Source organism: Ruegeria sp. AB6, from assembly GCF_056542685.1.
Window position 1 is genome coordinate 439852 of record NZ_JBQGAD010000002.1, and the last position, 12279, is coordinate 452130.

The following is a 12279-nucleotide window of genomic DNA, read 5'->3' on the forward strand; positions in this document are numbered from 1 at the left end:
GCAACCACAAACCGGTCTAATCGCTAATGCCGTCGGATGACGGCTTTGAGCCCAAAGCAGCCGGTAGAACAGCCAGTACGCTGCGCTTTGCAGCGAATGAGTCCCGGGATTCATGATCTGATGTTTCGACCGCCGCCTTGCGGCAACGACATCTGTATGACAGCATTTACTCAGTTTTCTAAGTATTAATCACTTGAACTGCATATTTACAGCCAGAAAGATTTGCTTTTCAGGCTGTCCTACCCCGCTGTCTGCAACGGAAATTTGAGGTTCAGCAAATACGTTGAATACGGTTGATCCCCTTTTGAAAACTTTGCCTAGACGGATGCCGAGAGGAATAGAGTAGTCGCCGTTCTCAAGGTTTGCGCTCCATACCGGGGCGCCTCCCGTGTACCATCCGTTACCCAGCTGGTAGAAAGCGAACGGTTGAAACGCACCGGCATTGACCCGATCGTTTCCGTCAAGGCTGCCAACGCCATACCGCCAAGTCAATAGATAGCCGAACTGGAGTTTTGGGGATCGCGCATTGAACATCACGTTGGCAAAGCCCAATTGCCATTGCGATGCTGCGACATCGTCGTCACCAGTTGGGACTACAATCTGAGGTCCAAGGCCAAAGCTGATAGCTGGATCTTTTGTATCGAACAGGTAGGCAGCAAAAACATCAAAATCAGCGATCCCGCTTTCCGTAGAACCACCCGGCCCAACTGGAAAGCTGTTGTAAGGCAAAGACGCACGCAGCAGCCAGTTGGAGTTGCCTATACTAAAAGGCTGAGCGTACCGCAGCACAAGCTGATTGCCATCTTCATCCCCTGGACCGGTGAATTCATCAATATAGTAATTTTGGATGTTGAATGCCGTGAAATTAGCCAAAGGGTTGTTGGCTTGTGCAGCATCGTCTGAACTGCTCTGAGCAGATACGGGCAACGCCGCAAGCAAGCTTAAGGCGATAGAGCAAAGTATGCTTTTTGCAGTAAAGTGTTTCTGTGTTTCTGCTTTGATCAACATTTTTTTCCTTCTGCCAAAATTATGCCGTGCTTGATCCAGTTGTTCTAAAAGTCGACCTCGTACCCGAAGAACGGTCCGCTTATTTCCAAAGCCAGGTCAGCGGCGCCACTGCGGTAGTCAATGTCAGTGTGGCGCCATCCTGCGTACCATCTACCATTTCTACCCCACGCTTCAGTTGCATAAGTCAAACCGGCGATAACCTCCCATGTGTCTTCTACACCATCAATTCCGCCAAAGCCGCCATAGTGCGCTCGTATTCTGCCACCCCATTTGTCTGAAAAACTCCAGAGTGTATCCAAGCCCACGACAGGTGTGTGAAATTCGACCGTGGTGTCAAAATCGAACTGCGGAGATAGAAAACCAGGAGTGACCGTCAAAGACACTTCGTCATGAAAATATGTACCACCGACGAAAGGCGAGACAGCAACCCTGGTCGCATCTGGTGCGCCCCCGAATGATAAGGTTCCGATCTCATATGAGAGACCATAGTTTACCAACCAGGCTTTTTCTTCCAACTCGTTTTGCCGAGTTATTCCAAGCGGGCCTATGGCTGTGTCGTCGTACTCGCCTTCGTAGTAAATGGCTGCGAAAAATAGACCAAGCGGACCTTTCCGCGCAGAGAGCTCGCCCTCGAAGGCCAAGAGCGCGGAGTCCAGAATGGTGTCTATGTTTTCATCGAACGTAAACGTGCGACCGCCAACGGTGATGTCTGCAGGTGCGTTTGGCAACCAAGCGTAGATAGCGCCGGAGAATTGCCAAGGTGACGCGCTCATGCTTCTCGTTGAGGTTGGAGACCAATTGAGGGCGGCATCTTCAGAAACAGCCGGCGAGCCGGATGCGATTCCCACGATCATTGCGAGACGAAATGTCGATAGAAAGTTGTTTCTTCTGTTTGCGAAACAGCGAATATACTTCACGTCGGCTTAGTCCATTTCATTAGTGGCTCTCCATCACAAGACCGAGTTTCGGAATAGTCGTAATCCTTTCGACAATAAATTGAAAACCGATCATCAAGTATCCAGCCCATTGGATTTTTTTGACGCGCAAGTATATATCCACCATCTGAAGCGAACGGCAAACGTACAACACGATGCCGTCGCATGATGGAGATGTCTACAATGACGCGTTTCTTATGAGCCGCTTTGAGTAAGGACGAGCTTTTGACCAGCCAGAGAGACGCCGATTGATGCAGATGCAATAATCGCTGCGATACTTTTTGTCTTCATAATATTGACTCCTTGTCAAAAGTTGATCTCCAGATTTCATCGTTGTTTTCAGACAGGGCAGATGCACTTACTGCAAAGTTTACCTGCCGCCTTTCGGCAAGAACATCGCCATGGCGAACCGGATGTTCCAGTCAGCAGAGAAGTCATCAGGTCGTTCAACAAAGTACTGACCCTCAAGAACGAAACGTGTGGGAATACCTTTAGAGCCAAGCCTAGTTGTATAGGACACGCCCATACCCACAGGCACAGACCATTCGTCGTCTCGAGTTCTGTCCCAAACTATGGTTGGTGCCGTCAAAAGACCCCATTGGTCCGTAATCGACCAAGTGCCAAAGTACTGAAGTGTTGTTCGGTCCACGTCTTCACGATCATCGTCGCCGGCGAAGGAGAAGAAGTTTTGCATCAAAAGGCCCATAGTAAAGTCTCTGGGGCGCAGCAACGAAGTGTTTTTTACAAGTATTGCAGACGGGCCGATCGTCCATTTTTCCGAGCCTAGTGCGTCATCGGTGGCTGTCGGAGCCTGTACAGTTGCCCCAATCCCCCACTGAAATCCTTTGGCATTCATGCCCGGCGTAAACAAGTTCAGTAATCCAATGTCGCCCAAGCCAGAATTACTATCAAAACTCACACCCGATGGTCCAGCTTCCGGGGTATCGACAGAAAAAGCTAAAGGCACAATTGGTCGCATGATGTACGTCCAGCCGGTGTCACCAATCGCAAATGGAATAAGAGGCTCAATAATAGTGACATTGCCCCATTTGTCGTCATCCGTGATGTCACCGCGCAAACGAAAAGTGTCTGACTCGAAGATAAAAAGCGTGTTGTTTGTCAGAGGGTTGGCAATTTCGCGATTGGCTCTGGCCAAATCGCTTTCTTCTTGCGCAAAGGCCAGATCAGCACTCATCAACGAAACGATGCCAGCGACAAAAGCCACACTTGTTCTTGTTCTGGAACGGTTATCCGGGCGCACCTTAAAACAGTTTCTTGCGGCTTCTAATTTTCTCAATTTCGCCTCCCTATAGGCATTTGGAAAAGATGTGGGTTTCTTGCTCTGGTAGCATCCATGTTCGCGCTCCGAGCCTTGTTCTCGACGGCAATACTGTTTACTCCACTCTCTCCAGATCACCAAGAACCCAAGATTTGTCATAAAAAGGGCCCGTGGGTCCGTAGAAGCGGAATAGAAGAAAATAGTCACGTCCCGCGACCGTTGGGGCCCAATTGCCTCCTTTCCCTTCTGGCGCTTCCGGACCGAAGTAAATGTCCACGCTACCGTCCGGATTGGTCACCAATTCGGTATCCAATGTCAACGGCGGCGTAATAACCGGCCATTGGGCGGAGCAAAAGTCGTCCACTGTTTGGTTGACCGGCGCCTTGGCAAACGCGCTCCCAAATAGCTGGCGGTTGCCAAGGCGTCTTGGTCCGTCAGGACCAATCTCTTCTGTGCCTTAGGAGTTCTGCCGGGCCTTGCTCTGTGCGAGACGATAGCTTCCTCCGTTCATCTCCAGGATACTGACATGGTGGGTCAACCGGTCGAGCAAGGCACCGGTGAGACGCTCGGAACCGAAGGTTTCCGTCCATTCGTCGAAGGGCAGGTTCGAGGTGATCAGGATCGAGCCGCGCTCGTATCGCTGAGAGATCAGTTCGAACAACAGTTCGGCGCCGGTCTTGCTGAGGGGCACGAAGCCCAACTCGTCGATGATCAGGAGCTTCTGCTTCACCAGCTGTTTCTGAAGGCGTAGGAGCTGGCGCTCGTCACGGGCTTCCATCAACTCGTGCACGATGGCCGCGGCAGTAGTAAAGCGAACCGCCAGGCCTTTCTGGCAGGCGGCCAGACCGAGGCCGAGCGCCACGTGGGTCTTACCGGTGCCGCTGGGGCCGAGAGCGATGACGTTCTCTCCGCGGTCGATCCATTCACCACGCGCCAGTTCCAGCACCTGCATCTTGTTGAGGGTTGGGATCGCGGCAAAATCGAAGCTGTCGAGGCTCTTGGTCGCGGGGAATTTCGCGGCCTTGATCCGGCGTTCGATCATCCGCCGCTCCCGGTCGATGAGTTCGAGCTCGATCAGACGGGCCAGGAACTGGACGTGATCTCTCCCTTCGACAGCGCAGAGCCGAGCCTGCTTGTCGTATTCCCGCAGGATGGTCGGCAGCTTCAGCTTTTTGAGTCGGTGGTTCAGCAGGATCTGTGGTGTCTCCGTCATGTCGAGGCACCTGTTGTCAGGCACATGTAGCTGGCCGGAGATGTCGTCGCCACCTTAGCCCGTGGCAGGAACGGGTAGACATCCAGATCGAGCCTCGGCGGCCGCCGCTCCACCCGGCACAGCACCAGATGCTTCACGGCATCAAAGCTGATTGCTCCCATCTGGAGAGCCGTCTTCACGGCAGCATGAACCTCCTCCATCTCGAAGCTTTCGAGCAGCCGTAGGACCTGCACGTATTCGCGCCGCCCAGCTTTCAGCATGCGTGCCTCCATCAGCTTCTGGAGAGTATCAAACGCCTTGGGAAGCTCCCATCCGGCCAGCGGAGCCGCCTGTTCGAAAGCGTTTATCTTCTTCTCGATCAGCGGCAGGTAATGAACTGGATCGAAGACCATGTCCTCGCGGTCGTAGCTGCGAACATGCCGCGCGATGACCTCCCCACCACATCCGATGACCACACGGTCAACATAGGCGCGGATCCAGACATCGCGATGGCCGTAAGCAACCGGCACGGAATAGTCGTTGGTCTTATAGCGCAGCAGCGACAGGGAACTGACCCGGCCCGATGCCTGGTCACAGGCGTCAAAGGACCGGGCGGGGAGCGGCGCCATGATCTCCAGATCGCGTTGAAGCCGCTCTCCAATCGTCTCATTGTGCCCGCGCAGCTTGTCGTTTTGGCGCTTCCGGCACTGCTCTTCGAGCCAGTCGTTGAAGGCATCCCAGGTCGGAAAACTCGGGACCGGCACCATGAAGTTGCGCCGGGAATAGCCAACCAGCCCTTCGACGGACCCCTTGTCGTTGCCCTTGCCAGGACGCCCGTAGCGGTCCCGGATCACGTAGTGGGACAGCATCTCGCTGAACAGCCGCGCGCGCCTGCGAGTTCCGTCGGGCTCGATCTTCGCCACAAGGCACCGGTCGTTGTCGTACAGGATCGACTTCGGAACGGCCCCGAAGAACCTAAAGGCATGGACGTGGCCATCCATCCAGGCTTCCGCGGTCGCCGCCGGATAGGCCCGGACGTAACAGGCATCGCTATGTGGAAGGTCCAAGGCAAAGAAGCGGGCCTTCTGTTCAATGCCACCGATCACAACAACCGGTTCGCCGAAGTCGGCCTGAGCATGGCCGGGTGAATGATTAAGCGGTACGAACATCTCGCGATGCCGTCGACCATGTTCCCGAACATAATCCTTGATGATGGTGTAACCACCCTCGAAGCCATGCTCATCGCGCAGTCGCTCGAAGATCCGCTTGGCCGTATGCCGCTGTTTGCGCGGTCGCTGCCGATCTTCCGACAGCCACTGATCAACGATCCCAGTGAAGCCATCCAACTTGGGCCGCCGGATCGGTGCTGACCGCCGGTAACCAGGTGGGACCGAAAACGCCAAAATCTTGCGAACGCTGTCACGAGATATCCCGAAATGTCGGGCCGCTTCTCGCTGACTCATACCCTCGGCACAGGCCAGACGAACTCTACGATACAAATCCACGGAAAAGATCCTCCCGCCCCCCCGTTACGAAAAGAAGGGCAAAGATGGACGACTTTTACGCCGCCCGCAGCAGGGTCATCCCGCCGCTACCGTGGACGACTTTCTCACCGCCGCTCTCACAATCATCTCGGACTATTGCCTGTCTGTGTTCCTCGCCATGTCCTTGATGAGTACGCAATTATGGACTCTCGCGGATCTCGGGCTCACGCTGTTTGTTATTCTTCTCATGCAAGTCGTCGTCGCCATAGCCTTTATTCCCGGGGTATTGTTTGTCGGGCTTTGTCGCAATTACATAGCCGCAGTCCTCAGCTCCGGTTTTGCTGGTTTCGTGCTCGGTGCAACGCCAACAGCGATTGCCAATATGTCCTCGGTTGCCAAACGGTATGGTCCGGCGCCCCTTGCCGTCATTACCCTGCTGCGTGTCTCCGCATTCTTCGTGGATTTGGTGAACGCTCTAATCGTTCAGGTGTTTTTGAACTTTTAGAGGTCGTCCTTGTCGCGTTTGGAGGGTTTGGCAAAGACCCAAACCAGAGCTCCCAGAAAGCAAAAGGCAGAGATATTCATAACAGTGTTGATCAGATCACCGGTCAGCATTGAGCTCATCTTTCAAGGCGCGGGCGAGGCAGGTCACCAATAAAAGCAGGATAAAGACAAAGGGCAGGGCACCAAGTGCAATCATGCTGCGGACGGCATCAATAGAGCCGGACACGATCATCGCGGCCCCCAGCAAACCCAACAGAATGCCCCAGATCAACCGGATGCGCGGGGCGGGTTCAGGATTGCCGCCCGTTGAGAAGGTGCCTAGAACAAAGGCCGCACTGACCACACTGGTTACGATAAAAAGAAAAGCGGCAAGAATTGTCACAAGGGTTGTGACTTCGAACAAAGGTAGCCGCGCAAGTAATTCGAACGTCACTCTGTCGATGTTCGTTTGCGTCACCGTCATCAATTCACCGGTCCCGTACAGCGTATCGAACATTCCGATCCCTCCGAACGCACCGAACCAAATCATCGAAAACACTGTAGGAACAACCAGCACACCCAGGACGAACTCCCGGATCGTCCTGCCTTTGGATATGCGGGCGATAAACACGCCGACGAACGGACCCCATGCGATCCACCAAACCATGTAGGTGAGCGTCCAGTCCTTGAACCATCGGTTCAATCCGTCGTCGTAAAAGGTGAAGGTCTGAAACCCGCGCGGAATGACCTCGGCAATGTAGTCGCCAAAACTGCTGAGCACAGAATTCATGAGAAATTGCGTAGGCTCGAAAAGAACGACAAACGCCAGCAACAAACCAGCGAGGATCATGGCCAGATTTGACAGCCGCGACATACCCGCTCCAAGGTCGACCATCAGCGGCGGTAGGAAGCACACAACAAGAGCGACAAAAACCACACTGGTCAGCCAGACGCTCGCACCGTCTCCGCTGCTCAGAATGTCGATACCATCAGCAACCTGGAATACACCCATAGCAATGGAGCCACCGACACCTATGGCGATGGCGGTTATTGCCGCAAAGTCAGCAAACCAGCCAACAACACTGGCCCAACGCTCTCCCGGGAACAGAAAGCGTAAAGGCGCACTCATCATCATGGCTGTACCGCGCCGAAATGCGAAATAGGCGATACAAAGCGCCGTGGCGGTATAAATACCCCAGGCGTGAAGACCCCAATGAAATAGTGTTGTTGTCAGTGCTTCGTTTGCGGCCTCCGGTTCCGGGAGGTAGTCGCGCGCAAACGTGATATGCGTAAGGGGTTCGGCGGCAGCCCAGAATAGCAATCCCACGCCCATGCCGGCTGAAAACAACATCGCAAGCCATGCAGGCGTCGAAAACTCAGGTCTGTCCTCGTCTTTCCCTAACCGCACTAGACCGAGCGGAGAAACCGCAACTGCTATACAGAAAAACAACAGGCCCGTGACAGCCAGCATTATGAACCAGCCACGGCTTTCAAATGAGACCTCTACAAGCGCGCGCGATGTGTTTAAGGCTCCGCCGGGGTCGAGAATGCCCCAAAGGCCTGCGGCGGTGATAACAACAAGGGATGTCGCCAAAAGGGTCGTATTGGAGTTCATGTTGGCTCTGACGAAAGTGTCCTCACGGGATAAGCGACGCTATGGGGCGATGAGCAGCCTGATCTGACTAGTCCAGTTTGATTGTTAGCGCATAGAGGGTCACTGGCCCATTGGCACGACGGTTTCTGGAGCCGGTGGGCGGTATAGCCAAAGCAATAGCTTTTGACATCGGGAGTCTGTTCATTGTCAGTCCTGCAAGTTAGCCGGTTTTGGACTAGACGATCGTGCTGGAAAAGAGGCTTCATAGAGTGATACAACCCAAACTAAGGCCTTTATTCCGCTGGAACAATATCCGGAACACGATAGGCTCGAAACTCTTCGACATCCGGGCGATATGCCCGAAGTAGCAGGTTCCAACCATCTTCAGGCGTGAAGGCAAAGTTAGGTGCAAGTCCGCGACAGTCCTCGCCACCGAATGCAACGTCAAACGAGCCGTCGTCGTTGCTGACAACGCCCTGGTTTGAGCTGACGATGTTATCCGTGTCCGACATCAGGTATTTCTGCGGACCATACACCGTGATGGAAAAGAATGCATCGACCGGCACTTCCGCGAAGGTTGCCGTATAACAAGTGCCTCCCACCGCGTTTTCAGGACCACCAATAGCGTACATTGCGTTTTCGTCTGCCGACAAACCCCAGGCGCCTGCCGTGACATAGGTGAAATACTCCCAGTCCTCGACATCGGCGACCCGCTTCTGCATCGCACCGAACGATGAAGGCAGTTTGGAATACTCCGCCAGCAGGGCTGCGCGCACCCTTTCAAGTACCTCCGCGTCAAAGCTCTGCAGATTATCCTCTGACGCGGCACCTGAAATTGCATACTGTGGTTGGAGTTCTTCGGTCACCACACGCACATCGTCAGGCGTAGCATCTGTTCCGGTCCGAATGCCAACGGCGACGAAATCGGTCTCGAACTCCTCGGACGAGAATGTGTATTGACCGTCCCCGTACAGGTAGAACGGAGTCATGTGGTCTTCCGTAATGATCTGGATCGATAGAAACCGGTCGCCCACATCCGGCACATCCAGCGTGAACCCCTGCCTCGCATTGACGATAGCAATCGAATAGATCGTATCGTTATTGGGCGAAACGACCCAGCGGTCGTCGGCGGTTGACAGATTGGTGAAGTGAAAGAACTGGTTGACGCCAGAGCGGCCCATGAAGTTTGCAAAAAACGCCCGGCTGTCTGCGTTGATATACTCGGCGGCGCTCATCCCGTAGTCGTTCGGATCTGTTGACCAGCCGGAACTGTCTATGTCCGGGATATCCGCGAGCGCCGCTGGTGCGATCAGAGTGCTGCACAACAGTGCAGCTGTAATTTTGTTGAACTTGTTGGATGTGTTTTTCATTTAGTTTCGACCTCGACTGTCAAATCTGCGCCGGGAACCGGAACGTAGGCTCGAAGGACACCGTAAAACGGCGTTCCTGTCGGGATGCCGTTCTGCCCCTCGCCGGATGGGCTGAGGGTCACGGTATAGGTGCCGTCTTCATTCGGCTCCGCTGTATAGCTGGTTTGATCGTAGATGCCCTTATCGTTTGGTATCAGCAGCTTGTTGACCGACGCATAGACCGTAACGGAGAAATAACCACCGTCTTCGACGATGTTTGCAGGCACGGTGAGAACGTATGTGTCATCGCCGTTGAACGGCTGGCCGTTTTCGTCAAACGCCAGTAGGCCGTATCTCACCACGTCGGACGGCGTGCCAAGTTGTCCCTGAAACACTCCTACAGCAGCATGTATTTCTCCCACATCACCTGAAACCGACCCGAAAATCTTGTCGGTATCCACCAAAGGAACGGCGGTCTCGATCAGCGTCAGTGCCGCCGCCTCGGTCTCGGGCGAAAATCGCTGCACGTCGCGGTCCATGTCGCCCTGACCACCTTCCATCACGATTTCACCGCTCAGTGCCATGACTTCGTCAAGATTGTCGACCACGACCATTCGGGTGAACGCAAGCCCTTGGTCGGTTTCAAGGGCCAGTTTGTGAAAATCGCCTTCGGGCAAGGTTTGCCCAGGCCGGTATAGCAGGATCGGCAATTCTGGGTTCACAATGACGCCTGGTATGTTGTGCTTCATGTCGAAAATCGACACTGAGAAGTAGCGGTCGTATCGCGGCGTGCGGATGATCGCGGGCCCCTCGGAAAGGCTGAACCAGTTATAGCCGTAATTCACTGTCGCCTGCGGCGTGATCACCGTGTCATCGGTGGGGTCGACGAGTCCCGTGAACTGAAAACTGCCCGGCTCGTTGGTTTCAAGCCAGCGCTGCATCATGCGCACTTGTTCCTGGTTGGGATACTCGCGGATATAGTTTTCGATGGTGTCCTGAGCAAATGCAGGAACAGCAAAGAATGGCAGAAACAAGATCAGAGTGTATAGCTTGCGTAGAAACATCTTGGTCAACCCCATATTGGAAACATAGGTTTTGGAAATTTGTTTACTAAACTATAATTGTACTAGTCTGGAGCAAGCTAAAACGGATAGTGCGCTCGCATGACGCACAATTTTGGCCGAAAATGGCCAATTTGGGCAAACTTTGTCATGCGTGAGACAAGCGACTTAGAGGCATGACCGAATAGATCAGAAATGAACGGAAAAATACCTTCTTTAACACAAGCGCTAGTGCCGGTCGCAGTGTTAGTCGTTCTCCTTGCGACGGCTTACTCCCTCTATGGAGAGCAAGCGGCATCCGGCCCCAATCAGATTGCGTTAGTATTTTGCGCGCTCGTTGCAATTTGGATCGGGCATCAAAACGGCTACTCACTAGAAGAAATGCGTGAAGCAGCAGTCCAAAGTGTCACAACTGGCATCACCGCTATCTTTATTCTGCTCGCGGTTGGATCACTGATCGGTACGTGGGCAATGTCAGGTACTCTGGTTGCCATGGTCTATTGGGGGCTAAAAGTTCTGCAGCCGGATTATTTCTATATGACTTCGGCGGTTATATGTGCCGTCGTCGCCCTCTGCATTGGATCCTCATGGACTGTCGCAGGAACGATTGGAATTGGATTGATGGGTGTCTCATCATCCATCGGACTCAATCCGGCAATCACGGCGGGCGCGGTGATATCCGGTGCTTACTTCGGAGATAAATCATCCCCGCTTTCAGACGCTACCAACCTGGCAGCAATTTCCTCGGGCGCCGATTTGTATGAGCACATTAAGGCCGCATTCTGGACTTCAGGGCCGACCCTTCTGATTACTCTGGCAATTTTCTGGTTTCTTGGCAGCCCGCAGGAATATGACGCTTCGCCTATTACTGAGGCAATTGCTGCCGAATACAACGTGGGCGTTGTGCCCTTCATTCCTTTAATTTTCGTTCTTGTTTTGGCAATTACACGTTGGCCTCCTTTTACCACCATTTTTTTGGGCGCACTTATAGGAGGCATTGTGGCTGTCGTTTTGCTTCCAGAACGGGTGATCGAGTTTGCGGATGCCGAAAACCTGCCGACTACGTTGGGCCTATTGAAAGGTGTCTGGTCAGCTATGGCCAATGGCTACATCTCAGATACAGGTCGGCCCGGAATTGACGAGTTGCTTTCGCGTGGGGGAATGGAAAGCATGCTAATCACAATTTGGCTTATTCTGACGGCACTGGCTTTTGGCGGCGTAGTTGAAAAAACTCGTGTTCTTGAACGAATTTTGAAGCCGATTGTGGACGCAGCAAAGTCCGTTGTCGCGCTCGTTGCGGCCTTGGTTGGGGCATGCATCGGTACCAATTTGCTCGCTTCTGATCAGTACATTGCAATTGTATTGCCTGGTCGGATGTTCCGCTCAACTTTTATCAAACGCGGGCTGTCAAAGACCGCTGTATCCCGCACTGTTGGCGACAGTGCGACTGTCACGTCCGCGTTAATCCCGTGGAATTCCTGTGGTGCCTACATGGCTGCTACACTCGGAGTTGCAACGGCCACTTACGCGCCCTTTGCATTTTTCAACCTGCTGAATCCGCTTGTTGCAATCATGCTTGCCGCAATCGCGCCTGCGCTTTTCCGAACGGACGATTCCGGCGGAGACGGTTCTGGTATCCACAAAAGTGACATTTCATCAACTTCCAGCTGAACCCATTCCTTCATACGATTGATGAGAAAGCGACTGCTACGCGCCACAAAAAGATCTCGAGCTGCACGGACAATTGGTGGTTTCTAGTGTATCGGGTCGAGAAAGAGTGCGTGCTTTCAATCGAGAACCCTCTTGAAAAATACAAAGATACATCAAGCCAAGACACTTTCGGACTGCCAAGTGCCGTCGGTTTTCCCAAGGCGCGCGAACTTAGTTCAGGATA

The 12279-nt window shown here is 53.5% G+C and carries 11 protein-coding genes; 2 read left to right on the forward strand and 9 right to left on the reverse strand.

Going from position 1 to position 12279, the window contains the following annotated elements:
• Nucleotides 1–189: 189 nt before the first annotated feature.
• The 6 genes from ACR0DB_RS06300 to istA all read right to left on the reverse strand — a co-directional run bounded on the left by ACR0DB_RS06300 (nt 190) and on the right by istA (nt 5919).
• A complete protein-coding gene (locus tag ACR0DB_RS06300) occupies nt 190–1008 on the reverse strand; it encodes a hypothetical protein (protein WP_480549551.1) in 819 nt (272 codons plus the stop codon).
• A 44-nt stretch (nt 1009–1052) separates the two neighbouring features.
• Nucleotides 1053–1925, reverse strand: a complete 873-nt coding sequence (locus tag ACR0DB_RS06305) for a hypothetical protein (protein WP_170352681.1) — start codon at nt 1923–1925, stop codon at nt 1053–1055.
• A 388-nt stretch (nt 1926–2313) separates the two neighbouring features.
• On the reverse strand, nt 2314–3429 hold the full coding sequence (locus tag ACR0DB_RS06310; protein WP_480549976.1) for a hypothetical protein: 1116 nt from the start codon (nt 3427–3429) through the stop codon (nt 2314–2316).
• Nucleotides 3338–3586 carry a DUF1214 domain-containing protein gene (locus ACR0DB_RS06315; protein WP_480549553.1) on the reverse strand — a complete coding sequence of 83 codons (249 nt, stop codon included), beginning with the start codon at nt 3584–3586 and terminating at the stop codon, nt 3338–3340. The genes ACR0DB_RS06310 and ACR0DB_RS06315 overlap by 92 nt, the downstream gene beginning before the upstream one ends.
• Before the next feature lie 93 nt (nt 3587–3679).
• On the reverse strand, nt 3680–4435 hold the full coding sequence (gene istB, locus ACR0DB_RS06320) for an IS21-like element helper ATPase IstB (RefSeq protein WP_480549555.1): 756 nt from the start codon (nt 4433–4435) through the stop codon (nt 3680–3682).
• The gene (gene istA, locus ACR0DB_RS06325) at nt 4432–5919 is read right to left on the reverse strand and encodes an IS21 family transposase (protein WP_480549557.1); all 1488 of its coding nucleotides are present in this window, start codon (nt 5917–5919) and stop codon (nt 4432–4434) included. The genes istB and istA overlap by 4 nt, the downstream gene beginning before the upstream one ends.
• 91 nt (nt 5920–6010) lie before the next feature.
• Here istA and ACR0DB_RS06330 point away from each other — a divergent pair, with 91 nt between their 5' ends.
• Complete coding sequence (locus tag ACR0DB_RS06330) at nt 6011–6403, forward strand: sodium/glutamate symporter (RefSeq protein WP_480549559.1); 393 nt, start codon at nt 6011–6013, stop codon at nt 6401–6403.
• Nucleotides 6404–6499: 96 nt separating this feature from the next.
• Here the strand turns inward: ACR0DB_RS06330 and ACR0DB_RS06335 are convergent, their stop codons facing one another.
• The 3 genes from ACR0DB_RS06335 to ACR0DB_RS06345 all read right to left on the reverse strand — a co-directional run bounded on the left by ACR0DB_RS06335 (nt 6500) and on the right by ACR0DB_RS06345 (nt 10388).
• A complete protein-coding gene (locus tag ACR0DB_RS06335) occupies nt 6500–7996 on the reverse strand; it encodes a BCCT family transporter (protein WP_480549561.1) in 1497 nt (498 codons plus the stop codon).
• A 272-nt stretch (nt 7997–8268) separates the two neighbouring features.
• Complete coding sequence (locus ACR0DB_RS06340; RefSeq protein ID WP_480549563.1) at nt 8269–9345, reverse strand: DUF1254 domain-containing protein; 1077 nt, start codon at nt 9343–9345, stop codon at nt 8269–8271.
• Complete coding sequence (locus tag ACR0DB_RS06345; protein WP_480549565.1) at nt 9342–10388, reverse strand: DUF1214 domain-containing protein; 1047 nt, start codon at nt 10386–10388, stop codon at nt 9342–9344. Before ACR0DB_RS06345 ends, ACR0DB_RS06340 begins: the two co-directional genes overlap by 4 nt.
• Before the next feature lie 192 nt (nt 10389–10580).
• Here ACR0DB_RS06345 and ACR0DB_RS06350 point away from each other — a divergent pair, with 192 nt between their 5' ends.
• The gene (locus ACR0DB_RS06350; RefSeq protein WP_480549567.1) at nt 10581–12056 is read left to right on the forward strand and encodes a Na+/H+ antiporter NhaC family protein; all 1476 of its coding nucleotides are present in this window, start codon (nt 10581–10583) and stop codon (nt 12054–12056) included.
• Nucleotides 12057–12279: the final 223 nt, after the last annotated feature.

What these genes read in the sequence shown, in the direction of transcription:
- istB (WP_480549555.1), bottom strand. Translation starts at nt 4,435, where the DNA reads ATGACGGAGACACCACAGATCCTGCTGAACCACCGACTCAAAAAGCTG.
- ACR0DB_RS06300 (WP_480549551.1), bottom strand. Translation starts at nt 1,008, where the DNA reads ATGTTGATCAAAGCAGAAACACAGAAACACTTTACTGCAAAAAGCATA.
- ACR0DB_RS06350 (WP_480549567.1), top strand. Translation starts at nt 10,581, where the DNA reads ATGAACGGAAAAATACCTTCTTTAACACAAGCGCTAGTGCCGGTCGCA.
- ACR0DB_RS06335 (WP_480549561.1), bottom strand. Translation starts at nt 7,996, where the DNA reads ATGAACTCCAATACGACCCTTTTGGCGACATCCCTTGTTGTTATCACC.
- ACR0DB_RS06345 (WP_480549565.1), bottom strand. Translation starts at nt 10,388, where the DNA reads ATGTTTCTACGCAAGCTATACACTCTGATCTTGTTTCTGCCATTCTTT.
- ACR0DB_RS06340 (WP_480549563.1), bottom strand. Translation starts at nt 9,345, where the DNA reads ATGAAAAACACATCCAACAAGTTCAACAAAATTACAGCTGCACTGTTG.